Below are 22,940 nucleotides of genomic sequence, written 5' to 3'. Positions count from 1 at the left end.
GGGAGGGGTACACTCCAGCCATGAACCTATATAAGGTGGCCCTGGCCGCGCTGTTCCTGACCTCACTGGTGTGGCCCAGCGGCGTAACGGCGCAGGCATCCACCTCCAGCCCGGCGCGGCCCACGCTGGCCCAGCTGGTGAGGCTGGCGGATCAGCTGACCCCTGACCGTGGGACAGAGTGTTACGGTGACGTTTACTGCCTGTTGCAGCGTGACCTGCGCGGGGCCGATCTAGATGAGCGGGGCTGGTCCGCCCACTGGAGAGGGGGCGAGTACACGGCGCAGCTGGACGTCTGGTGGGACCGCGCCGGGCGCGGCCTGCTGCTGCTGGACTGGAACTACTTATCCCAGAAGGCCGGCTGTGGGGATTGGCCCTGCGGGTCGAGTGACCTGTATGCCCACCGATACGCCAGTGGCTGCGTGCAAGACGTGAAGTTCTCGCAGATCGGGGTTCCTTACCGTGCCCAGGCATGGAGTGAGGTGAAACCCACCCTCCCCGCCGCGGTTCGGGCCGACGCCTCGGCGCGGGTGCTGGCCTTTCGCCGGCTGACCGGCGAGAACGGTGAGCTGTATCTGGACCCGGAATTGCCGCAGCGAGGCACCGATATCACCGTCTTCGTCGGGGATCATACTTCGCGGCTCCCTATTTACCGCCTGCGCTGGGACGCGGCGCGGGGGGTCTTTCTTCCGGCTGTCCGGACTCCGTGACGTCCCGGCTTTATCTATCCTTTATCCTGTAACCGATGACAAATCAGACCGAGTCGCAGAGCGCTTACGCCCGTGCAGGCGTGGATATTGACGCGGGCCACCGCGCCGTAGACCTGATGAAGGACGCCGTCGCCCGCACCCACACCCCGGCGGTGCTGGGCGGCATCGGCGGCTTTGGGGGCCTCTTCAGCCTGAGCGGCCTGCAGGACATGGCCGACCCGGTGCTGGTGGCCTCCACCGACGGCGTGGGCACCAAGACCAAGGTGGCGGTGCGGACCGGGCGTTTCGGCGGCCTGGGCCATGACATCGTGAACCACTGCGTGAACGACATTCTGGTGCAAGGGGCGCGCCCACTGATCTTTCTGGATTATGTGGCGATGGGCCGGCTCTCGCCGGAGCGCGTAGCCGAAGTGGTCACGGGTGCGGCCCAGGCCTGTGAAGCGCTAGGCGTGGCGCTGTTGGGTGGCGAAACCGCCGAGATGCCCGGCGTGTATGTCGAAGGCGAGCTGGACATTGTAGGGACCATCGTGGGTGCCGTGGACCGCCCAGCGCTCATTGACGGGCAGCGTATCCAGGAAGGAGACAGCGTGATTGCCCTGCCCAGTGCCGGCCTGCACACCAACGGGTACTCGCTGGCCCGCATGGCGCTGGACGACTTGGACTGGGCTGAGGCCCGCGACGACCTGAATGGTGAGCGCCTTGAGGACCTGCTGACCGTGCCGCACCGCGCTTATCTGAGTGCCTACGACGCGGTGCAGGGGGCTGGCGCCGAAGTGCGCGGCATGGCCCACATCACTGGAGGCGGTCTGGTCCACAATCCACCGCGTGTATTCCCGGGGGGCATCGGGATGCGGGTGGATACGGCCTCCTGGACGGTACCGCCACTGTTTGAGCTGATCGTGGAACGCTCTGGTACGCCCCGCGAAGAAGCCTTTGAAGCGCTCAACATGGGGGTGGGTTTCCTGTTTATCGTTCCTGCCGCACAGCAGGAGCAGGCGCTGACGGCGCTACGGGCTGTAGGCGAACAACCCTGGGTGCTGGGCCAGATGGAAGCGGGGCGGGGAGTCCGTTTTGGCTAAGTTGGTGCCGCACCGCCGCGCTCCGTTTGGGTTTCAATTGCCCGACCGTGAGCAGGCCACTGAAATGTGGGTGGTCCGCCACGGTGAAAGCAGCTGGAACGCCTCAGGCCGTTATCAGGGTCAGACCGACGTGCCGCTCAGTCAGCTGGGCCGCTTACAGGTCGTGACTCTAGCCGCACGCCTGACCGGGCAGCAGTTTGACGCCGTGTATTCCAGCGACCTGGAGCGCTCACATGCTACGGCTGCAGCGGTGGCTGAGCGGTTGGCTGGACACCCCGAAGTGCGGCTGGACCCTGGCCTACGCGAGATTGATGTGGGCAAACTGGCGGGTCTGACGGCTAAAGTGATTCAGGAGCGCTACCCGGACTATCTTCAGGCCCTGAGTGAAGATTCATGGGCCACCCAGCGGCCCGGCGGCGAGAGTATGCAGGACCTGTATATCCGCTCCAGCAAGACCTTTCACGAGCTGCGTGAGCGGCATCCTGGCGGGCGGATTCTGGTGTTCACCCACGGCGGGCTGGTCCGGGTGGCGGTGGGGCTGGCGCTGGGCGAGGACGCGGGCCGTCAGGCCTGGTCGCGCCTTTCGGTGACCAATTCTTCCATCACCCGGATCATCCTGGGACACGAGCGCGGCACATTGCTGGGCTTCAATGACGATGCCCACCTCGAAGACCTATTGGCCGCCACCGAGAGTGACGACGTGGTGGGACAGGTGCCATAGCATAGTCTGCCTCTGAACCAGCAAGCACCCGGCCTTATCCATCTGGCCGGGTGCTGTTCATTGGGAGATTATTCTTCCTCGTCGCCCGCTGGTTCTTCTGAGGTGATAAAGGGGAGGTTGCGGTCCAGTTGGGCACGGTCCAGGCCGAAGCCGTACACGTAGGCATTGGGGATGGTAAAGCCCAGGTAGTCGATGGTCAGCTCGGCCTTGCGGCGCGACGGCTTGGACAGCAGCGAAGCAATTCGCAGCGAAGCGGGGTGGCGGCCATCCAAATAACCCATCAGGTATTTTAGGGTCAGGCCCGTATCCACGATGTCTTCTACGATAATCACGTCGCGGCCCTGAATCGGGAATTGCAAGTCTTTGACCAGCTTGACCTCGCCGCTGGACTCCTGCGCGTTGCCATACGAGCTGGCCTGCAAAAAGTCCACCGTGATCGGCCGCTCGATGGCCCGGCACAGGTCTGCAAAAAAAGGAAAGGCGCCGTTGAGGACGCAGATCAGGTGAGGGGTTTTGCCCTCGTAGTCGGCTTCGATCTTACGCGCCAGCTCCTGAATGCGGGCCTGAATATCGTCTTGGGAAATCTGAACAGGGCCGTGGCCCGGCTGATGAGTCATGCCCACAGATTAACATCCAGTCAGCTTGGCCCGCTGACTGGCCCCCTCCATGCCTCAAGCCAGCTGATAAGCAGCGCTGCGTCCCTGTCCAGTACGCCTCAGGTGGCCTTCATCACACAGCTTGCGGAGTACCCGCCAGGCCTGCTGCACATTGAGCCCGCAGGCCTGGCGTAGATCGGGATTGCGGACCGCCCCTTTTTCACGGGCCAGGGCCAGGGCAATCGCCCGAATCTCGTCACGGGTGGGGCCGTGGAGGTGCTCTGCTGCGGGGGTGGGCGTTTGGGAAAGAACGCTGGCCGGTGGAGAGGAAGGCGAGGCTGAACTTTGCTTATCAGGTGCAGGTGCAGCGGCTGGGCGGGATTGAGTTTGCCCCGGAAAGCTGGTCCCATGTCCACCCAGTCCCAGTTGGCTCCACGAGAGGGTGCCCTTGTTCCACAACTGCGGGGTGGTCTGGCGTGGAAGTACCGGCGCGGGGGCGCCATCGTGATCGCCTGTTGTGCTTGCGGCAGCTTCGGCTGGGGCAGGTCGGGTTTGCATGGCCTGACGCAAACCCTGACGCTGCAAGGCTTCGCGGGATTCCGGAGCCAGCAGATAAGCGATACCACGCCCTACTCCGGCTCGCTCGATCAGGCCGATATCTTCCATCTGGCGCAGCAGTCGGGGTGTGCGGTCCTCGGCCAGCTGCAGGGCGCGGGCCAGCGTGGCGCGGGTGGCCTCGCCCTCACGGGCCAGCAGGCTGAGCACGATCAGCATGTCCAGCGAGAGGGTTTGGAGCTCCTCTTGCTTGCGGGCCACAAAGCGCACAAATTCGGCGTCAAAGCCCATGGAGTGCAGCGTCAGCTCTACCGCGTCAGGGTAAGTGGTGAATTCAGGTGGCTCTTTGCCGTGCCGCAGCATCAGCCCAAACATCTTGTCCACGCCTACCCCAGCCTGTTCGATCAGGCCCAGCCGCGCCAGCACCTGCGCCAGTAGTGGATTGCGCCGCTTGGGCTGATGGCGCAGGATATTGCCCGGTGTGATACCGCCCGGCAGTCCACCTGGATTCATGATGTCCAGGCGGTTGGGGTAGAGGTGTACATGCACCGCATCGCGCAACTGGTAGTCGCGGTGGGTCAGCGCGTTGAGTAGAGCCTCGCGGTACACGGTTTCGTCCTGCTCCCAGACCTCGATGCGGAATAGACCCACCTGTACAGGCGTGAAGCGGTTACGGGCCTGAATCAGCTCAGCCAGGCGGGCCAGGGTGGCGGGGATGGGCCGCAGCAGATCCTCGCGGAACTGGAATTCCACATCCAGGGTCATGTGGTGAAAAAAGCAGACTTCGCCCTGCGGAATGTGCGCCCGGAGCGCCGCCGGGGTTCCGGCCAGCAGGATGCCTGCCAGATTGGGCCGCAGCGCTCCGTTGCTGGGAGCCAGCAGGCCCAGTTCGCGCAAAAAGTCGATATCCGCCAGGCCGGCGATGGGTGCGGCCCGCTGGCCCCCGCTGCGCTCGGCAAACAGGCGCAGGCGACCCACCTCGGCGGGGTCGATGTCGGCCAGGGAGGCGTCCGGGGGAATGATCGCCGTGTAATCGGCGTCGGCCACGGGTTCCGCCTCGGTCTGCGAAACTGGGACCAGGTGATGACCGTCCCAGGCGAGCACTGCGCCTGCGGGGTCCGACAGGACATAGGGAGCCCGTGGCACAAACACTGAAAGCACCTCGTGGCCGCCCGGCTGACGGTGGCTCTGCACATTGACGCTTAGCCGCCCGCCTGAGAGCTCGAAGATGGCGTGGGTCAGCATCAGCGGATGCAGATCCTTGACCTCTACCTCAGCACTTTCGTCCGCACCTACCAAGATGGTGCCGCCACGCGCATTCGCCAGTCCGATGGCGTAGCGGGCCAGCTCATCCGGTAACACTGCAGCACTCAGGTGAATGCACTCAGGACCGGGTGGGGACACCACGCCCAGGGGAGAAACGGCGGCGGGAAGGGTTGCAGGGTCTGTCACTGAATCCAGTGTAACGGCTGCCCCGCCGCTCAGGTATTTAGTACATGGCGACAGGTTCCAGAATCAGGTGTTCCAGACGTTGCGCCGCCAAGCTGCGTTCGCGCAGGCTGGAGCGGTGGCTGCGAACCAGATCGGTGAGGGCCAGCAACTGGTGCAACTGGGGGTCAAGCCGCGCTGCCTGGACGGCCTCGGTACAGAGAGGCTGCACCGCGTACCCCTCGGCCTGACCTTCCTCATCCGGCCAAACCAGCCGCTGTGCGTCTGACCCCGGCAGGGGAGCGACGCAGCACCCCGTTGCGACTCCGCGTACCAGGGCATCTCCCTGCGGAGGCGCTGGCAGAAAATAGGGCACGCCTTTGGTAAGTACGCTGACCAGGGACGAACGGATAGGAGAAGAACTTCCAGCTCGCAGCAGACGCGAGGCCACCAGCCGTTCATGGGCCTGATGCACCTGTGTATGTGAGAGGCCGATGGACCTGCCGAGCAAACTATATGAATAAGATGGAGCGTCTTCCTGCAACAGTTTGAGGGCAACCAACAGATCTTGAGGACTTAACACACATTTAATTTATGAAAAGTTTGTCAGGTTTTTGCCAGTATTTAGGTGCCGAGAGATCTAATTTTGGAACCTGTTCTATGACCGGCGTATGGGTAGCAGCTCTCCGGAAAATAGGGTGCAGAGCCTGGTTGCATCCATGTCTACTTGCTCTGCCCGCGGAAAATCATGGAGGTGGACGCGCCTCTACGATTTTCCGGACAGCTGCTATGTCTGTTCAGCCCCGGATCTTCTGACGGCCCAACAGCGCGCGGCCCAGCGTGACCTCGTCGGCGTACTCCAGGGCCGCGCCGACTTGCAGACCGTAAGCAATTCGGGTCACTTCGGCACCCAGGGGGTCCAGCAACCGCTGCAGATACAGCGCAGTGGCGTCGCCTTCCACGGTGGTGCCAGTCGCCAGAATCACTTCCATGCCGTCTGTGGTACGCGGCAGCAGTTCCTTGATCCGTAGCTGTTCCGGCCCCACGCCGTTCATAGGGCTCAGGACGCCATGCAGCACGTGATACAGTCCCTGGAACTCGCCGCTGCGCTCCAGAGCGATCACGTCGCCGGGTTCCTCGACCACGCAGATGGTGTTCTGATCGCGGCTTGGGTCGCTGCACACGCTGCACAGTTCGGCGTCGGTGATGTTGAAGCACACTGGGCAGGTGTGCAATTCAGATTTGGCCGAGAGGAGTGCTGCCGAGAGCCGCTCAATATCCTCAGCGGGCTGTTCAAACAGGTGGAAGGCCAGCCGCTGAGCGCTTTTCGGCCCGATACCGGGCAGGCGCGACAGTTCACGGATCAGGGCGACCAGACTGGGTGGATATTTCACCCGGTCAGCTTAGCGGGTCGGTGGGAAACACACTGTCGGTTGGGTCGGAACCCGGCAGCCGAGGGATGGCCTTGGGGGTCAAAGAAAAGCCCCGCCCATCTGGCGGGACAGGGTCAGCCCTTGCGTTTCAGAAACCAGGAATCTGCAGGCCACGGGTGGCTTCTTGCTGCAGGTCGTCTACTTGGTTTCCAGCGTCCTGAATGGCGGCCAGGATCAGGTCTTCAAGGGCTTCGACATCGTCGCCGTCTACGGCTTCAGGCTTGATCTTCAGGCTCTGCACCTTGCCGTGACCGTTCATGGTCACCGTGACCAGCCCGCTGGCCGTGCCCTCTACACTCTTGGCGGCCAGGTCTTCCTGAATCCGGTTGGCGGCGCTCTGAGCCTGCTGCATTTGCTTCATCAGACGTTTCATGTCCATGTGCAGCAGTTTAGAGTATTTGTGATTTGAGGCGGCCAGTCTAAAGTGGAGTGGCCTAAAAGGCCTATACGCGGAGCGTGCTAAACTGTTTCCCGAGTTGGCCCAGTTGAATGGCAGCTGCAGGCCAGGCGGAGAGCACTCACCGCCGCCACTTCAAAACCCATTATTCAGAGTCACCGATGATGGTGACCGATTCAGCCGCTGCTCATGGGCAGTTTGACCCGGAGCGGTGCGCGGAGGTGATAGCTATAGCGAAAGATCTAAAGGTCAACGAGCAGATTAGGGTCCGTCAGATTCGCCTGATTGGCGCAGACGGTGAGCAGGTTGGCATTATTGATACCCGCGACGCCCTGAGAATGGCCCGCGAAAAGAACCTGGACCTGGTGATGGTCAGTCCCCAGGCCGTGCCGCCTGTGTGCAAACTGCTTGATTATGGCCGCTTCCGCTACGAGCAGCAGCAAAACGAGAAGGAAAACCGCAAGCGTGCCCGGTCCCAGGAAGTCAAAGCGATCAAGTACCGCGTCAAGATTGACGACCACGACTTCAATACCAAGACCAACCATGTGCGCCGGTTTCTGGAAGCGGGGAACAAGGTCAAAGTCACCATCATGTTCCGTGGGCGTGAACGCACCCACCCTGAACTGGGCGAGCGGATTCTGGACCGCGTGGCCGAGGCGCTGACCGATATCGGTACGCCGGAAAGCCGTCCCAGCATGATGGGCATGCATGAACATGGTCATGGCCCCCAAAGCTGAAAAGGTCAAGAAGAAGGTCGATGAGGGCGGGGACACTGCTGCTGAAGCCGAGCTGGCTGCCCCAGCCGACACCCAGGCCAGCCCCGCAGAAGCCAACGCCTGAACGTTCAGCGCTAAACCTACAAAAGTGGAAGACCCGCCCCTATAGGGCGGGTTTTTGTTAGGAAAATCTAGTCAGCAGGCGTGCCAGCTAGCCGAGCGATGTCTCAATCGGGACGTTCTGGTCCAGCAGCTCTGGCGGCAGTGTCCCGCCCAGACTGACCCACGCCCCCAGCAGGTCGTCCGGGACAGGCGCATGCAACTGTAGCGCCGTGCCCGTGACTGGGTGAGGCACGGTCAGCTGCCAGGCGTGCAGGGCCTGACGCGGCATCACTTCACTGGCCCGGCCATAGACGCTGTCGCCCAGGATGGGACTGCCCAGGTGGGCCAGATGCACCCGGATCTGGTGGGTGCGCCCGGTACGCGGCTCACAGCGGACCAGCGCCAGCGTGCGCCCATGCCCGTCCGGATGGGCGCTTAGCGGCACGAAGCGGGTCTGGGCCTCGCGGGGGTTCGCGCCGCCCACCGTCATGCGCTGGCGCTGCACTGGATGGCGACCTACGGGAGCGTCGACCAGTACAGGTTGCTCGGCCCGCCACTCGCCTGCCGCACTGGCGAGGTACACCTTCTGCGTTTTACGGGCCTTGAAGCTGGCACTCAGGGCAGCGTGGGCCTGCACGGTTTTGGCGACCACGATCACGCCGCTGGTGTCCTTATCCAGCCGGTGCACGATGCCGGGGCGGTAGCCGCCCGCACCCTCTGCGCCCTCCTGTTGCGGCAGCGCCATAAGGCCCAGCAGCGCATTGACCAGGGTGCCGCTGACCACGCCGGGTGCCGGGTGGGTCACCATGCCGGGGGGTTTATTCACGGCAATCAGGGCACCGTCTTCGTACAGGATATCCAGCGGGATGTCTTCCGGCTGCACGCGTAAGTCGGCGGGCGGTGGGGGAGAGAGGCTCAGCGCCTCGCCGCCGCGTAGCCGGTGGCTGGCCTTGGTGACGGGGCGGTCATCTACCCATACCCGCCCATCCGTGATCCAGCCCGCCACCTGTGATCGGCTCTGTCCGGTGAGTTCAGCACACACAGCGTCCAGTCGGCCCGCTGCCGCCGTGTACTGCTCGGGGTTGTCCTGTTTGTCTTCTGCCATCTCAACCATTTGACGGGTGTTTCAGAGCGGGAATCCGCAGGCCACCGCGCCCATCCCAGCCCTTGAAAGCGTAGAACCGACCCGGTTCACCAGTCCGCAGGTAGTCCAGCAGTGGCTCACGCATGGGCGGCGAATCCAGCCGCTCGCCTGCGTCCTCAAGTGTGCAGAACCGCGCCTCAGTGATGAAGCCGTCAGGATCGCTGGGATTCAGCAAGCCCTCCCAGGTGGCCTCGAAAGCCACCGCCATGGCCCGCTCGCCCCGTCGCTCATCCTCAATGTGCACGGTGTAGACCATGTGCTCTATGCCGGTCAACTTCAGGCCAGTTTCTTCCCAGATCTCGCGGTACAGGGCTTCTAGGAGGGTTTCGCCGCTTTCGACCACACCGCCCGGCAGGGTGTAGCGGACCCGGCCCTGTCCCTGCCAATCGTTGCCGACCAGCAGCACCCTTCCGAACCTGTCGCGTAGAATCCCGGCGGCCACCAGCAGATCACGCCGAGGCACGGGTATCGACCCTCTCGGCATCCGCGTCGGCCATGTCCAGCAGCTGCTTTTCACGCTGAGCACGGGCCAGACCACCCACGATGTCTTGCAGGTCACCGTCCAGTACGCCTTCCAGAGCGGAATTCTTGGCGTCGCCTTCTAGACGGTGATCGGTCACGCGGTTCTGGGGATAGTTGTAGGTGCGGACCTTTTCCGAACGGTCCCCGGTGCCGATCTGGCTGCTGCGGGCGGCCCGCTCACTGGCCTGCTGCTTTTCACGTTCGCGCTCAGCCAGGCGCGAGGCCAGGATCATCAGTGCCTTTTCGCGGTTTTTGATCTGACTGCGGCCATCCTGGCAGACCACCATGATCTCGTCCGGGGTGCCGGCGCGGTAGGTGGCGCGTACAGCACTGTCGGTGGTGTTCACGCTCTGGCCGCCTGCTCCCTGCGAGCGGAAGACATCTATCCGGACTTCGCTGAGGTCCAGGGCCACCTCGGCCTGTTCCACCTGCGGCAGCACCGCGACGGTGACCGTGCTGGTGTGAATGCGGCCCTGTGATTCGGTGGCCGGAACGCGCTGCACCCGGTGTACGCCGCTTTCCCACTTGAAGGCGCGGTAGGCGAAGTCCCCCGTAACCTCGGCCACGACCTTGCTCAGCCCGCCGATGTCACTTTCGCTGGCGTCCAGCACGCTCAGGCGCAGCCCGCTCGCTTCGGCATAGCGGGTGTACATCCGCAGCAGGTCGGCGGCAAACAGCGCGGCTTCGGCCCCACCTGCCCCGGCCCGGATTTCCAGCAGCACATCATGGCTCTCAAAAGGGTCGGTGGGCAGCAACATCACTTCCAGGTCAGCTTCCAGCTCGGCCAGCCGTGATTGGATACGGCTCAGGTCCGCCTGCGCCATCTCGCGGAAGTCCGGGTCGGCGAGCAGCTCCTGGGTATCTTCCTGCTCGGCACTCAGGCGCTCATGCTCACGGTAGAGGGTGATCAGCGGCTCCAGCTCGCGGTGGCGGCGGGTCAGACGGGTGTATTCCTGGGCATCGGCCAGCACGGCGGGATCGCCCAGGGCGCGCTCCACCATGCTGAATTCCGAGGCCAGTTCGCCGAGGCGGGGACTCAGCATGGCTGACCCCGGCCCAGCGAAGGCTGGGGGAATTGTTGAGAAAAGAACACAGCTTGCATGAGAGTCAGTGTAGCGGCTGGGGCCATGAGGAACCGGGGGAAGGGGCCGAATCCGGCTTTATTTTTGCGCCTGGGTCGCCCATCTCTGCGTCAGCGTTGGGGCTTAGGTCCAGTAGCATCTCCCCAGCTTCCGTATCATGGTCGGCATGTCTTCTCACATCTGCAGGCTGCCCTGCCCTTACGGCGAGTGTTGCGCATGAGCGGCGGTCCCGCTTCACAACCTGCCTATGAGGGACCGCCTGCCCGTCCGGCGCCGGGAACGCCAGGGGTGGACCCCACCTGGAGCAGCAGCGACAAGGACTTTGTGACCAGTAGCCTGGGTCCGGCCCGTGTCTGGGCCACCATAGGTCACGGGGTGGTCAACGAGGTCTATTGGCCTTCTACCGGCACACCGCAGCTGCGTGACTTGAGCTTCTATCTGGTGGGCGATTCCAGCCAGGGTGGACCGCAGGGCTGGGTAGACCTCAAGCGGCAGCGGCAGTACACGCTGGATACGCCCGCGCCTGCGCTGCCACTGCTGACCGTGCAGCACTCCGGCGAACTGGACGGCGTACCCTATGCCCTGGAGCTGGAACTGTTACCTGACCCGCTGCGCGACACGCTGCTGATTCGCTATGACCTGACCGGCCCTTACCGATTGGCGGTCATCGCCGCGCCTCACCTGGGCGGTACGGGCCGTGACAACCGCGCCTGGACCGAGCGGGGCCAAACCCTACTGGCCCAGCATGGCAGCCATGCCCTGTGCCTGGCTGCGGATGCCCGTCTGCGCCGTGCGAGTGCCGGGGTGGTGGGCGTATCGGACGGGTGGCAAGATCTGGCCCAGCATGGCCGCCTGACCTGGGACTACACCGAAGCTGGTCCTGGTAACGTGGCGCTGAGTACCGAACTGACGGAAGCGAAGGGGGTGCTGGCGCTGGCCTTCGCCGAGTCGCCGACGGGGGCGCAGACGCTGGCCCGTTCCAGCCTGGCTGCCGGGATGGACGTGCTGCGTGAGCGCTTCTTGCAGGACTGGCAGGCCTGGGCGGACGATCTGAGCGTGACCAGTGACGAGCCGGAATTTGCGCGGCTGGCCCATATCTCGGCGGCGGTGCTGCGCATGCACGAGGACCGCACCTATCCCGGCGGCCTGGTGGCCAGCCTCAGCGTACCGTGGGGGAACTCCACCGATTCGCTCGGCGGCTATCATCTGGTCTGGCCGCGCGACGCGGTGCTGAGTGCTTTTGCCCAGATCACCTGCGGAGAGCTGGAAGATGCCCGGCGGGTGCTGGACCGCCTGATCGCCACCCAGGAGTGGGACGGTCACTGGGCGCAAAACGAGTATCCCAGCGGCGAACCGTACTGGAATGGCCTGCAGCTGGACCAGACGGCCCTGCCGGTGCTGCTGGCCGCCAAGTTGCAGGAATTGGGACAGCCTGAGCCATGCGGGTTGCAGGGCAGTATGCGCCGCGCTCTGGCCTTTCTGGCCCGCACGGGTCCCACCAGCGAACAGGACCGCTGGGAAGAGAATCCTGGCGTGAACCCCTTTACGGTGGCCGTGTCTATCGCGGCGCTGATCGCCGGGTCGCCGTGGCTCAGCGGTGATGAGCGCGGCTACGCACTGGCGCTGGCCGCTGACTGGAATGAGCGCCTGGAACACTGGTGCTACGTAGAAGGTACCCCGCTGGCCGAGCAGCACGGGGTGGACGGCTACTACATCCGGCTGGCTCCGCCACAGGAAGATGGGGTGCGTCAGGGCGAGGTTCTGCTACGTAACCGCTGGGGTCAGACCATCGAAGCCGCGGCCCTGGTCAGCCTGGACTTTACTTATCTGGCCCGCTTGGGCCTGCGGGATGTGCACGACCCGCGTATCCAGAACACGCTGACCGTTGTGGACCAGGTGCTGCGGCGCACGACCCCCAGCGGCGAGTGGCTGTACTACCGCTACAACAGCGACGGTTATGGTGAGCAGGAGGACGGCTCGCCCTATGACGAGAACGGCGTCGGGCGGCTGTGGCCGCTGCTGACCGGCGAGCGTGGTCAGCTGGCGCAGCTGGCAGGCGAGGACGTGACGCCTTTCCTGCGGACCATGCTGAACTGTGCCAGTCCCGGTGGATTGCTGCCCGAACAGGTCTGGGACGGTAAGGCGATCCCGGAGCGTGGTCTGTATCCCGGCAAGGCCACCGGCAGTGCCACGCCGCTCTCGTGGAGCCACGCTGAGTTTCTCAAGTTGCTGGTGGCCTCCCAGACCGGGGCACCCCCCGAGCGCCTCCAGTCGGTGACCGAATACTTGAGTACACATCCTGCTGCGCGGGCATGGCACTGGCGTAACGAAACACCTGTCAACGAATTGGACCCAGGCCACAGCCTGCGGATCGAAGCTGAGCAGCCGTTTACCCTGCGCTATGTCTGGGACGGTCAGGCAGAACGGCACGAAGTGGCGGCCCGGTCTGGTGTCTTCGGTATCTGGTCAGTGTCCTTCTCGGCCAGTGAGCTGAGCGGGAAGCAGCGGCTGAGTTTTACCCGCTGCTTTGGTGATGACTGGCAAGACCGGGAGCACACCGTGACGCTGCATACTCCGGAGCAAAAGGCCGTCACCCGCATCTAAGCAGGCACAGCCAGTAGGCGGCACCCGGCCAAGGGATGATTCGGTGCCGCCATTTTTTTGAGTCGCTGAGGCAGAGAAGCTGGCTCAAATTTGACAATCCACTCGTCTTACCGCACGGTAAGTAAGCCAATTTCGGGGTAGGGATGATCGGTGCGCCGCTCATTCCTGCTGCTCCAACTTCATTGCTTCTCTGAAAGGACCAAACCTATGGACGAATTCATCATTGCGCCTGCGCTGCACCAAGCGGTCGGTGGCCTGACCCTGCTGGCAGCGGTGGTGGCCACGGCATTGACGCTGCTAGGAGCCAAAAAAGGTCAGTTCAGCCGTACCGCTGCAGCGGCCATGATTGGTCTACAAGTGCTGCTTTTGCTGCAAACCCTCATCGGCATCAAGCTGCTGGATCAGGGGATGGGCGCCCTGCAGAAAGTGGTGCACTACCTAGGCGGACTGGGATCACTGGGCTTCCTGATGCTGTTTTACTGGCGGTCTTACCAGGACGAAAGCGTGAAGGCCCGCTGGGCCGCTGGTCTGACTGCCGCGTTCTTGGCCTTTGTCGCCATGACCTTTTTTATCGGCAACTTCTACGTGAACTCGTTGCAGGGTTAGAGCTGCTACACTACAGGCACTTCGGGTCTGACCTGTGGGATGAACTTCCTGGTCAAATCATGGCCCTGCTCAAGAGGTGGCGTATGAGACAAATCGACATCAACCCTGTCCGCGCCACCCTGTCACAGCTGAGCCTGTAGCGTTCGCTTTCCGGTGTCAGAAGGGTGGTCTAGGTGCCGCCCTTTTTTTCATGCCACCCGGAGGCAAACCATGTCCACTGACGTTCAAGTCATCCACCACACTCCCGAAACCACCACGCCAGCTCAGCGATTGGCCCTGGGCCGCCTGCTGGCGGGGTGCTACGCCCGCACCTGGCCTGAAGAACCGCCCCTGATTCCAGAACTGGAAGCGAACACCCTGCTGACCCCGGCCGCCGAGGACTGGCGAGATACCTGGGCCGTCTGGGACGGCGAAGAAGCCTTAGCCTGGGCACAGCTGGAAGGCAGCCGCGAGCACAATACCCACTGGGCCGAGTTGCATCTGCTGATTCACCCTGACTGTGAGGAGCAGGGTCAGCTGCTGCGAGAAGCTGTATTTTCTGCCGTGCTGGACACCGCCACGCAGCGCGGCGTGCACGTGATCGGCAGCCGCACGGCGGACCGCCTGCCCGAAGGGATTCAGTTCCTGCAGCACAAAGGATTTCGGTCCACCCTCAGCAATGCCAGCGTGCGGCTGGACCTGCGCCGTGTGCCGGACGACCTGCTGACCCGCTGGACCGCCCGGCCTGCCGGGGACCCCTACCGCCTGCACCGCTGGACCCGCGTGCCGGACGAGTATCTAGCGAAAGTGGCCGATCTGCAAGCGGTGATCAACGACATGCCTAGGGGGGAGTCTGAACTGGGTGAGTTGGTCTACACCCCTCAGGGCATCCGTGACCGCGAGGCGCAAGTGGCCGCTGAAGGAGAAACGCGCTTTTTGGTGGCCGCCGAAGATACCCGCAGTGGGGGGCTGGCTGCCTACAGCGAAACCTACTGGGGTCCTGAGCGGCAGGCACTCCTCTACCAGGGAGCTACTGCCGTGCGCCGTGAAGCCAGAAGACAGGGCCTGGGCCGACTGGTCAAAGCCGAGATGCTGCGCTGGTTGTCGGTGGCAGCGCCAGGCGCTAGATACGTCAAGACCAATGTGGCCGATGAAAATGAGGCTATGAATGCCCTGAATGAGAAGCTGGGATTTCAGCCTTACGCCGTCATTGAGGAGTGGGAACTGCGACTGTAACGCACATTTAGCCCGCCAAGTAAGACAGGCCAGTGCAATGCTGGCCTGTTTTGTTGGAGAAGGAGGCTTGGATCTCCAGGGCAACGTCTCGCTTTAGAACAAACCTTAGAAACAGGTGGTCCAGGATGCCCGCCGCCAACCAGCTCAGGCCCAGGGTCCATGTCGCGCTGCCCATGCTGTACGGTACGTCAGCGGTCATCAGAAAGCCGATGCCTGGCAGAATCAGATGGGTCAGGGAGTCCTTGGAGGCCTGGCGGATCAGGAAGTGATAAATCACGCCGACATGCAAGAACAGGCAGCAGGAAGCCGATCAGTGCCCCAAAATTGACCAGACTGGTCAGCTGCGCCGTAGTGTTCAGGAGGGACAGCGAAAGGACCAGTGAGACGAGTGACACTGTGCCCGCCGCGATGTAAGGAGGGCAGAATCTGGGATACACCCCCAGGAAGCCGAGGGCGCAGACCGATAGGGCAGCGCCGCTCAGGGTTGGGGTAATGACCTGCTGAGACAGCGGGACCAGGATCAGCCCGCCTGCACTGGCGCCGCCATACAGCGCCATCAGGCCCACCGCCAGTAAGACGGCGAGTACGATCAGTTCCAGCACCAAAAAGGTCCGGTTGGCCTGCGCTGTCATTTCCATGCCGCATACATTGGCAGCAGCGCCGCTCATAGGCTTGGTGGCGCGCTCGGCGGCCTTGTCCAGGGTGACGGCGCTGGCGAGGCGGTGTACGGGTGATCCGGGGTCGGCTCAGGGGATGGCGGCGTGCCCAGCTGCACCGCCAAAACGTACCCGCAGGCCCCGCAGCTCGTAGCCCTTGACGACCTCGTTGTACGACAAGCTAGGGGGCTGCACCAGTTCCAGATCGCGCCAAATCAGCAAACGGCGCAGGAACACGTCACTCTCGCGGATGGCCAGAAAGGCACCGGGGCAGCGGTGGTGGCCGTCGCCGAAGCTCAGCACCGGGGGCTGCACACCACGCGGAAGTGGACGGTGGGGGCACAGCGCCTCAGCGTCCTCCCCCACGACTTCACGGTCTACATTGGCCTGCTGGACATTCAGCGCCACGAGTGATCCTGCCGGAATGGTCATGCTGCCCACTTCGATGTCATTCACCACCCGCCGGAACAGCTGCGTGACCACCGGGTCCAGCCGCAGAATCTCGTGCAGGATGGCGAAGCGTTCCGCTTCCGGGGCATGGAGGTAGTCTTCTCGCAGCTCCGGGTGTTGCACCAGCTGCCAGGCCGCCAGCGAAATAAACTCGCGGGTCGTGATCATCCCTGCCGTGCCGTAGGTGAGGCACTCGGTCAGGATTTCGGTGTCGCTGTAGCCACGTTCGAGCAAGTAGGAAATCAGATCGTCCTGCGGCTCACGGCGGCGGGCGGCGATGGACGGTTTCACATCCAGCAGAAAGAAGTTGAGGGTGTGACCCTGCATCACCAGATTTTTGGCCGCGCTGGCCTTGTTGGTGCTGGCAGGGTTGCCGTCACCGCCCATCTCCACGAAACGGGTAATGCGCCGCTCCATGCCTGGCACGGCTGAGCTGGTCAGACCGATCACTTGCGCGGCCACCTGCACCGCCAACCGCAGCGAGAGGTCGTCCAGATTCAGTTCTCCTGCCTGCCACAGTTCTCCGATCAGCTCGTCCGACAACTGCGCGATAAACGGTTGGTATTCGGCCACGTGCTTGGGAGTGAAATACCGAGCAGTAGAGCGGCGCATCTCGTGGTGGTGTTCTCCCTCGGCATAGAGCACCGGGGGGCGGCCCAGCAGACTACCGGCCTGCGAGGCGGTTTCGGCCATGAACCCCGCCTGCGCTACGTCGTCCGAGCGCAGCAACTGGCGCGACAGCTCGAAGGAGGCGATGTGATACACGCCATCTGAGGTTTGCTGGACCGCCTGATCTTCGGCGGGAGGCAGGCTCGCACGGCGGGTCAATGACGCAGTGGAGCGGTCAGAGCCATGAAAAGGGCAACCGGAAGCGGGGGATTGGGTCATGTGGTGTTCTCCTGTTAGGGGCGAGACGGCAGCGATTTGGACGGGTCAGTGGGAGTGGAGGAGAGAGGGAGGAAGGGCAGCGTCAGGACTGGCGCGGGTGTCTGAGCCAGCCACGAACATCAGCGCCTGGCCCAGGCTGCGGCTGTCCGGCATTCCAGGGGTGTCTTGTAGGCGGTCCAGTCGTGACTGCACCAGGCCCAGCAGTGCCGCTTCGGCTTTGGCCTGACAGGTGACGCCAGCTGAGCTGAGCGTGAGGTGTGATCGGCGGGCATCGCCCGGGTCGCTGAAGCGCTCTAGCAGGCCAGCTTCTTCCAGGCGCTTAAGGGTGCGGCTGATGTCATAACGCGCCACTCCCAGTGCGCTGGCAAGAGCGGTGGGCTGAGCCGTCCCTGCGCCCACGTAGCACAGGACAATAAAACTGCGCAGATCCAGTCCGTGTTCACGCAGCAGTTGCTCACCCTCGCGGGTCAAACTCTGCCAGACATCCCACAGGCCCATCAGAAACAGCATCGGTGGACTGAGAGTGTTCATTGATTGCATTATGCAACTAAATAGGACGATGTTTGTAATAGCGCTCAGGATGCCGGGGCGAATCGTGCGGCTGGCCTCTACCTGCGCTGCCCTCCTGAGGAATACTGCGGCCATGACCACCCGGCGCGACTTTCTGAAATACGGGGCGCAGTTGATCGGCACAGCGGCGGCGTTCGGCAGTGGTCTGACCCTGTTGACCCGCCGTCAGGCCCCGGCTGGGGAAGAGGCTGGCCGCAGCCCTGAGCGTGTGGCTGCCGATCAGGTTGCACGTCAGACCGATGAGCTGGGCGACTTGGTGACGCCGTTCGCACTGGCGACCAGTTACAACAACTTCTATGAACTGGGCTGGGGCAAGGGCGATCCAGCCCAGAATGCTGCCTTGCTCCGGGACTACATGGCCCAAAGCGAACCCTGGACCATAACTTTCAGCGGCGAGGTGGAGCGGCCCGGTACTTATGATCTGGCCGATCTGCTGGGCTGGAGCGACGTGCAAGAGCGCATTTACCGCCTGCGCTGCGTGGAAGCCTGGAGCATGGTCCTGCCCTGGCAGGGGCTGGCGCTGGGCGACGTACTGCGCCGCGTGGGCTACACTTCGCAGGCCAAGTATGTGCAGTTTACGAGTGTCATGGCACCGGACGCCCTGCCGGGCCAGCGCAGCCGCACGCTGGACTGGCCCTATGTGGAGGGTCTGCGGCTGGATGAGGCGCTGCATCCACTGACCCTCCTGGCCACCGGACTACATGGCGAGACTTTACCCGCTCAGAACGGCGCCCCGCTGCGGCTGGTGGTGCCGTGGAAGTACGGTTTTAAGTCGGCCAAGAGCATCACCCAGATCACCCTGACCCGTGAGCAGCCGGCCACCACCTGGAGCGTGGCCGCGCCGCAGGAGTACGGCTTTTATGCCAACGTGAACCCGCAAGTGAGCCACCCACGCTGGTCCCAGGCCACCGAGCGGCGCCTGGACGGCACCGGGGGCCTGCTGGCCGAGCGCCGCGAGACGTTGATGTTCAACGGGTACGCGGATGAGGTCGCCGGACTGTACTCCGGGCAGGGCCTGCGGAGGGACTACTAGTGTCGGCGGTGCCCCGCCCACGCACCGGGCTGCTGCCCTGGCTGAAGCCGGCGGTGTGGCTGGGTGGGGCGCTGCCGCTGTTCATCATGGCGCTGGACGCTGGGCGCGGCGGACTGGGGGCCAATCCGCTGGAAAGCCTGCTGCTGCAAACCGGGTTGCTGGCGCTGCTACTGCTGATCCTAACCCTGCTGTGTACCCCACTGCGGCGCTGGACCGGCTGGACCTGGCCGGCCCGTATTCGGCGTGAGCTGGGGCTACTGGCCTTCGGGTACGCGCTGGCGCACCTGTTGGTCTACTTACTGGACCAGGGCGGCCTTGCGGGCCTCCCCGCCGACATCGCTGAGCGGCCATTCATCACGGTAGGCGCGCTGGCACTGGCGTTGCTGGTGCCACTCGCGCTGACCAGCACCCCAGCCAGTGTGCGGCGGCTGGGCTTTGATCGCTGGACCCGGCTGCACCAGCTGGTCTACCCGGCGGCGGCGCTGGGGGCGCTGCACTTTTACTGGGGCGTCAAGGGCGACAAGGCGGAACCGCTGCTGTACGGGCTGGCGCTGGGCATGCTGCTGGGATGGCGCTGGTGGCGGGGGCGGGCCGAGCGCTGACCCCTTACGGCCAGATCGTCACCCGCCCCGCAGCGCTGTCCAGCCGCACCCGCGCCCCCAGGGGTAGCGTGAGCTGCGGCGAGGTGTGCCCAAAGTCCACGTTCGCCACCACCGGCAGGTCTTCACGGTCCGCTTCTTTCAGGGCCCGGCGTACCCAGCTGTACAGGTCTTCTACCATTTCAGGCGTGTAGTCGCGGGGGCGGGCCAGCAGCAGGCCGCTCAGCTGCTGCAAGACGCCCTTGGCGGCCCAGTTCCGTAGCCAGTAACCTACTTGCGCGGGCTTAGGCACGTCGTTGCTGGTTTCCAGCGCCATCACCGCGCCGCGCCATAGTCGGAGTGGCAGCTCGCCCGGGGTGCCGCTCAGCATGTCCAGAATCTCTATGCAGCCGCCCAGCAGGTGCCCTTCCGCCTGCCCCGCTTGCAGCCAGGTCCAGCCGTCCCCCGGCTGAAACTCGCGGCGCACGCTCTGGGCGGCCTCGTCCTCCCAGTCCTGCCCGGCCTCGGTCCACTCCGGGGAGGGGGAGAGGTCATAGGCTTGCCCCCCGAACGCCTGCCGCAAACTCTGGGCGACATAAGGGTGAATGCCGCCGTTCTCGGCCAGGTCGGTCAGCACGGCGGGGCCGTGATAGGCCATCACGCCCGCCCGCAGAAACTGGGTCAGCGTCACAGTGGCGTCGGAGTAGCCCAGAAACACCTTGGGATGCGCCCGGATCAGCGCCAGGTCCAGGTATGGCAGCAGCCGGATGGAATCGTCCCCACCGATGATGCTGACCATCCCGTCTATCTCAGGGTTGGTTAGCGCCCAGTGCAGGTCGTCGGCGCGGGCCTGGGGGTTGGCGTACAGGTAGTCCGGCCCCCGAAAGGCGTTCGGCGCGGGCACGATGTCCCAGCCCAGCGACTCGGCGGCCTGGCGCACCCCGGCGGCGTAGCGGTGCGGCACCTCGGTCACGAAGCCGGAGCTGAGGCTCAGCGCGGCCACCCGTGAGCCGGAAGTCAGGGGTCTGGGGCGGAGAAAGGTGGGTGTGTCCATACGTCAGACTAAAAGGTGGCGGCGGGCGCAAAGTAAGCAAAGTGGCTTAGCGGCCCGTGAGAAACTATGCCCTATGACACCTCTTGTCGTGGGTTTGCTGGTGGGTGCGGTCATCTTGCTGACGATCCTAGTGAGGGCCAACTCTGCTGGCTCCGTCCACCAGCCAGCCGGGAAATCATCCCCTGTACCTGATCACCTCCCCGTGCAGGCCAAGCGGTACTTTTTCGCCCGCTCGGAACGGGCCTTTTACGAGCGGCTGCTGCGGGTGCTGCCGGACGGCTACGTCATTTTCCCCAATGTGCGCCTGAACGACCTGTTTCTGATCAAGGCGAACGGTGCTGAGCGGCAGGCTACCTACGCACGGCTGCGCGACAAGCACATAGATTTCCTGATCGTGCGCCTGCCTGACTATCAGCCGGTACTTGCCATAGAGCTGGACGGAGCCACCCACAACTCGGAGCGTCAGCAGCGCCGCGACGCCGTCAAAGACGCGGTGTTCGCTTCGGGCAGGCTGCCGCTCCTGAGGATAGATGCCGCAAAGGCCCCCAGCGAAGCCGAACTCTCAGGCCTGCTGGCGACCCACCTGGCCCCCGCTACAGCCCCAGCAGGCTCAGCGGGGCGGTGACGCGCAGAATCTCCGCGTGAGGCTGCACCAGGGCGCGTTCCTCCTCGCTGGCGGTGGTGACCGTGCCGCTCAGGTCGGGCACGGTCTGGCTCTGCTGCGCCTGCCCCAGCTGACTCAGAATCTCACTCAGGTTCACGTCCGGCAGGCCCAGCGCCCGGTTCACTTTGGACCGCACGAAGGCGTAACGTTCGGCGCTCATGTGCTCATCGGCCAGGCCACGCTGCACGGCGGCGCGGGCATCGGCCACCGAGCTGCCCAGAGCCTGCACCGCTTGCACGGCGGTCCACCAGTTGACGGGCTGTCCGGCCTGAATGTCGGTGTACAGCTCCTGCAACTGCGGGAAGGTCGTGCCCATCGCCGTGCGAACCTCCCGGCGAATCCGCACAAAAGCTTCGACCTCGGCGCGGGTGAGGGGAGCGGTGGCATCCTCGGCGCTGGCGGCGGGTGGTTGCGGCAGGTTTTGTGTCGGCTGTCCGCTGATGGTGCTTTCAATTTGGCCCGTCACACTGCGGATGGCCGGTTGCACGAACCCGAACCAGCCCACGCCCAGCGCGATCAGCAGCAGGGCGACGGACCCGAAGCAGCCCAGCGCACCGCATCCCAGGCGGCGAATCATGCGGAAACCTCAGTCATATGGTCCAGCATAAGGGTCAGCCAGCAAGCTGCTGTGAGAGCAGTTCACAAAAAGAGGGCATGTCTTTTTGATGAGCGGACTGGAACAGCTGTACAGGAGAGAGTGGAACTGTGCGGGGTATTTTTCCCGCATGGCTTCATGCGGACCTGCAAAGCTGCCCAGCAGAGAACCGCTCTAGACAGCGGGTGTGCCGGAAAGCTGCGCCCTGGCCCGCTAACGGTCACGCGCCTTCAGCCAGCCCCAGAACAGCAGCCCGGCCAGCAGGGCTTCGGCCAGGTCGCCCCAGTAGTACATCCGGCGGGCCGCCGCCTCGATCACCTCTGCGCTGTCGGCGGTATCCCTGGGATATAACTCTGCAAACATGAATTTGCCCAGAACAGCGTGCAGCGCTGCTCCGGCCAGCAGCGTACCCAGCCGCCAGCCAAAGGAGGCCCGCAGAGGCGAAGGGTCCACCCCGGCGATCACCGACGTATAGAGAAAGCCAGCCGCGATGACATGGAAATGAATCAGCAGGTGCAGCCAGCCGTTTTCCAGCATGGCAGCGTACAGAGGCGTCAGGTACAGCAGGTACATGCCCCCCACATTCAGGAGCAGCGCACTCAGGGGGTGCATCAGCCAGCGCAGTGGCGGGGCGTGCAGCGCGCCCGTCAGGCGGCGGGCCAGGGGCAGCGGCAGGCCGCGCAGCAGCAGGGTCAGCGGTTGGCCCAGCACCAGCGCCAGCGGCGCGAACATCCCGATCAGGAGGTGCTGGGTCATGTGGACCCGCAGGTCAGCGTGTGCGGCGGTCATCAGGGCCGGGCTGAGACCATAGGCCACCAGACCCATGCCCAGCGCAAAAAAGAAGCTGCGCTGAAGGGGCCAGCCCCGGCCCAGGGCCCGATGACGCCACAGCAGCGCAGCGTAGGCCAGCGCCCCGGCAGCGACGAGCAGATAAAGCAAAATGATGGGGTCAAAGCCGCCCGCTACTGCGGAAGGCGCGTGCCTGGTGTGGGGGAGGTGGCCCAGGTGGCTGTGGGTCATGCCTGCTGGGTGGACGGGTCGGCCAGGCCGCGCCGCCAGAGGGTCACGCCAGTCAGCAGCAGCGCGAGGGCAATGGCGTTCCAGGTCAGATCATAGGGAAGAAGTTCCACCCCATAGCGGATCTGGTGGATTTCCAGCACCTTATGGTTGATGGTTCCGTCCCACAGCTGAAAGGCTCCCATACCGGTCACGATTCCGGCGGCCAGCATTCGCCCCGAAAAAGTCTGTGCCCTGAGCATATCGGCCATCATGAAACTTCCAGCGATCAGTGCGATCATCTGCGCGGCGTGAAAAAGCCCGTCACTGAATAGGCCGATTTTGGGCGTGGACTTGTCGTAGAAGTGATGCCAGGCCAGCAACTGATGCAGCCCGATTTCGTCTATGGCGGCCACCAGTCCCACCCCCAACAAGAAGCCGATCCAGGCATTTCGGTTGAGCTGCCGTGTGGTCATAAGAGGAGGAGCGGAAACGGTCATGGGGCCTCCAGAGCAGTGTCGCAGTAGTACCGGGCGGCGAAAGAGGAAA

At 64.0% G+C, this 22,940-nt stretch carries 24 protein-coding genes and 1 pseudogene; 10 read left to right on the top strand and 15 right to left on the bottom strand.

Annotated features, from left to right (window positions below):
* Window positions 1–20: 20 nt before the first annotated feature.
* The 3 genes from LMT64_RS05280 to LMT64_RS05270 are packed head-to-tail and all read left to right on the top strand — an operon-like array spanning window position 21 to window position 2,507.
* On the top strand, window positions 21–707 hold the full coding sequence (locus LMT64_RS05280; protein WP_126350782.1) for a hypothetical protein: 687 nt from the start codon (window positions 21–23) through the stop codon (window positions 705–707).
* A 35-nt stretch (window positions 708–742) separates the two neighbouring features.
* Window positions 743–1,786: a phosphoribosylformylglycinamidine cyclo-ligase gene (gene purM / locus LMT64_RS05275; protein ID WP_126350781.1), complete on the top strand. Its 1,044-nt coding sequence runs from the start codon at window positions 743–745 to the stop codon at window positions 1,784–1,786.
* Between the two features lie 4 nt (window positions 1,787–1,790).
* Entirely contained in the window at window positions 1,791–2,507 is a 717-nt protein-coding gene (locus tag LMT64_RS05270) for a histidine phosphatase family protein (protein ID WP_126350987.1), read from the top strand.
* Window positions 2,508–2,575: 68 nt separating this feature from the next.
* On the opposite strand, the gene hpt is transcribed toward LMT64_RS05270, so the two are convergent.
* From hpt to LMT64_RS05245, 5 genes are all read right to left on the bottom strand, one after another.
* Complete coding sequence (gene hpt, locus LMT64_RS05265; RefSeq protein WP_126350780.1) at window positions 2,576–3,124, bottom strand: hypoxanthine phosphoribosyltransferase; 549 nt, start codon at window positions 3,122–3,124, stop codon at window positions 2,576–2,578.
* A 54-nt stretch (window positions 3,125–3,178) separates the two neighbouring features.
* Window positions 3,179–5,110, bottom strand: coding sequence for an AlbA family DNA-binding domain-containing protein (locus tag LMT64_RS05260; protein WP_126350779.1), 1,932 nt, complete (start codon window positions 5,108–5,110; stop codon window positions 3,179–3,181).
* 37 nt (window positions 5,111–5,147) lie between these two features.
* Window positions 5,148–5,597, bottom strand: a complete 450-nt coding sequence (locus LMT64_RS05255) for a MarR family transcriptional regulator (protein ID WP_126350778.1) — start codon at window positions 5,595–5,597, stop codon at window positions 5,148–5,150.
* Window positions 5,598–5,883: 286 nt separating this feature from the next.
* The gene (gene recR / locus LMT64_RS05250; RefSeq protein WP_126350777.1) at window positions 5,884–6,480 is read right to left on the bottom strand and encodes a recombination mediator RecR; all 597 of its coding nucleotides are present in this window, start codon (window positions 6,478–6,480) and stop codon (window positions 5,884–5,886) included.
* 127 nt (window positions 6,481–6,607) lie between these two features.
* On the bottom strand, window positions 6,608–6,898 hold the full coding sequence (locus tag LMT64_RS05245; RefSeq protein WP_126350776.1) for a YbaB/EbfC family nucleoid-associated protein: 291 nt from the start codon (window positions 6,896–6,898) through the stop codon (window positions 6,608–6,610).
* 239 nt (window positions 6,899–7,137) lie between these two features.
* Between LMT64_RS05245 and infC the strand changes: the two are divergent.
* Window positions 7,138–7,756, top strand: a pseudogene (gene infC, locus LMT64_RS05240) (translation initiation factor IF-3).
* A gap of 87 nt (window positions 7,757–7,843) precedes the next feature.
* On the opposite strand, the gene LMT64_RS05235 reads toward infC, so the two are convergent.
* The 3 genes from LMT64_RS05235 to prfA are packed head-to-tail and all read right to left on the bottom strand — an operon-like array spanning window position 7,844 to window position 10,443.
* Window positions 7,844–8,839: an RluA family pseudouridine synthase gene (locus LMT64_RS05235; protein ID WP_126350775.1), complete on the bottom strand. Its 996-nt coding sequence runs from the start codon at window positions 8,837–8,839 to the stop codon at window positions 7,844–7,846.
* A 1-nt stretch (window position 8,840) separates the two neighbouring features.
* Window positions 8,841–9,341, bottom strand: coding sequence for an NUDIX hydrolase (locus LMT64_RS05230; protein WP_126350774.1), 501 nt, complete (start codon window positions 9,339–9,341; stop codon window positions 8,841–8,843).
* The gene (prfA, locus tag LMT64_RS05225) at window positions 9,328–10,443 is read right to left on the bottom strand and encodes a peptide chain release factor 1 (RefSeq protein ID WP_126350773.1); all 1,116 of its coding nucleotides are present in this window, start codon (window positions 10,441–10,443) and stop codon (window positions 9,328–9,330) included. The genes LMT64_RS05230 and prfA overlap by 14 nt, the downstream gene beginning before the upstream one ends.
* Window positions 10,444–10,698: 255 nt before the next feature.
* Between prfA and LMT64_RS05220 the strand changes: the two genes are divergently transcribed.
* The 3 genes from LMT64_RS05220 to LMT64_RS05210 all read left to right on the top strand — a co-directional run bounded on the left by LMT64_RS05220 (window position 10,699) and on the right by LMT64_RS05210 (window position 14,907).
* A complete protein-coding gene (locus LMT64_RS05220) occupies window positions 10,699–13,086 on the top strand; it encodes a glycoside hydrolase family 15 protein (RefSeq protein WP_126350772.1) in 2,388 nt (795 codons plus the stop codon).
* A 207-nt stretch (window positions 13,087–13,293) separates the two neighbouring features.
* Window positions 13,294–13,692, top strand: coding sequence for a hypothetical protein (locus tag LMT64_RS05215; protein ID WP_126350771.1), 399 nt, complete (start codon window positions 13,294–13,296; stop codon window positions 13,690–13,692).
* 210 nt (window positions 13,693–13,902) lie between these two features.
* Window positions 13,903–14,907 carry a GNAT family N-acetyltransferase gene (locus tag LMT64_RS05210; protein ID WP_126350770.1) on the top strand — a complete coding sequence of 335 codons (1,005 nt, stop codon included), beginning with the start codon at window positions 13,903–13,905 and terminating at the stop codon, window positions 14,905–14,907.
* A gap of 188 nt (window positions 14,908–15,095) precedes the next feature.
* Here LMT64_RS05210 and LMT64_RS05205 read toward each other — a convergent pair whose 3' ends face one another.
* The 3 genes from LMT64_RS05205 to LMT64_RS05195 form a co-directional block, all read right to left on the bottom strand.
* The gene (locus LMT64_RS05205) at window positions 15,096–15,545 is read right to left on the bottom strand and encodes a hypothetical protein (RefSeq protein ID WP_148103220.1); all 450 of its coding nucleotides are present in this window, start codon (window positions 15,543–15,545) and stop codon (window positions 15,096–15,098) included.
* Window positions 15,546–15,653: 108 nt separating this feature from the next.
* Complete coding sequence (locus LMT64_RS05200) at window positions 15,654–16,841, bottom strand: cytochrome P450 (RefSeq protein ID WP_324295875.1); 1,188 nt, start codon at window positions 16,839–16,841, stop codon at window positions 15,654–15,656.
* Window positions 16,842–16,946: 105 nt separating this feature from the next.
* Window positions 16,947–17,432 carry a MarR family winged helix-turn-helix transcriptional regulator gene (locus tag LMT64_RS05195; RefSeq protein ID WP_170165876.1) on the bottom strand — a complete coding sequence of 162 codons (486 nt, stop codon included), beginning with the start codon at window positions 17,430–17,432 and terminating at the stop codon, window positions 16,947–16,949.
* Between the two features lie 112 nt (window positions 17,433–17,544).
* Between LMT64_RS05195 and msrP the strand changes: the two genes are divergently transcribed.
* Window positions 17,545–18,504 (top strand): protein-methionine-sulfoxide reductase catalytic subunit MsrP, encoded by a 960-nt coding sequence (gene msrP / locus LMT64_RS05190; RefSeq protein ID WP_229253409.1) that lies wholly within the window; start codon window positions 17,545–17,547, stop codon window positions 18,502–18,504.
* 86 nt (window positions 18,505–18,590) lie between these two features.
* Window positions 18,591–19,106: a protein-methionine-sulfoxide reductase heme-binding subunit MsrQ gene (locus LMT64_RS05185; RefSeq protein WP_126350985.1), complete on the top strand. Its 516-nt coding sequence runs from the start codon at window positions 18,591–18,593 to the stop codon at window positions 19,104–19,106.
* 4 nt (window positions 19,107–19,110) lie between these two features.
* Here the strand turns inward: LMT64_RS05185 and LMT64_RS05180 are convergent, their stop codons facing one another.
* The gene (locus LMT64_RS05180; RefSeq protein ID WP_229253408.1) at window positions 19,111–20,136 is read right to left on the bottom strand and encodes a S66 family peptidase; all 1,026 of its coding nucleotides are present in this window, start codon (window positions 20,134–20,136) and stop codon (window positions 19,111–19,113) included.
* A 73-nt stretch (window positions 20,137–20,209) separates the two neighbouring features.
* On the opposite strand from LMT64_RS05180, the gene LMT64_RS05175 reads away from it, so the two are divergent.
* The gene (locus LMT64_RS05175) at window positions 20,210–20,761 is read left to right on the top strand and encodes a DUF2726 domain-containing protein (RefSeq protein ID WP_229253407.1); all 552 of its coding nucleotides are present in this window, start codon (window positions 20,210–20,212) and stop codon (window positions 20,759–20,761) included.
* On the opposite strand, the gene LMT64_RS05170 is transcribed toward LMT64_RS05175, so the two are convergent.
* The 3 genes from LMT64_RS05170 to LMT64_RS05160 all read right to left on the bottom strand — a co-directional run bounded on the left by LMT64_RS05170 (window position 20,730) and on the right by LMT64_RS05160 (window position 22,891).
* Window positions 20,730–21,377: a hypothetical protein gene (locus tag LMT64_RS05170; RefSeq protein ID WP_126350763.1), complete on the bottom strand. Its 648-nt coding sequence runs from the start codon at window positions 21,375–21,377 to the stop codon at window positions 20,730–20,732. The genes LMT64_RS05175 and LMT64_RS05170 overlap by 32 nt on opposite strands.
* Window positions 21,378–21,608: 231 nt before the next feature.
* A complete protein-coding gene (locus LMT64_RS05165; RefSeq protein ID WP_126350762.1) occupies window positions 21,609–22,415 on the bottom strand; it encodes a cytochrome c oxidase assembly protein in 807 nt (268 codons plus the stop codon).
* Complete coding sequence (locus tag LMT64_RS05160) at window positions 22,412–22,891, bottom strand: DUF2243 domain-containing protein (RefSeq protein ID WP_126350761.1); 480 nt, start codon at window positions 22,889–22,891, stop codon at window positions 22,412–22,414. The genes LMT64_RS05165 and LMT64_RS05160 overlap by 4 nt, the downstream gene beginning before the upstream one ends.
* Window positions 22,892–22,940 lie beyond the last annotated feature (49 nt).

This window comes from Deinococcus radiophilus, from assembly GCF_020889625.1.
GTDB lineage: Bacteria > Deinococcota > Deinococci > Deinococcales > Deinococcaceae > Deinococcus > Deinococcus radiophilus.
The sequence above is the reverse complement of the archived record's forward strand: the minus strand, read 5'-3'. Positions and strand labels throughout refer to the sequence as shown.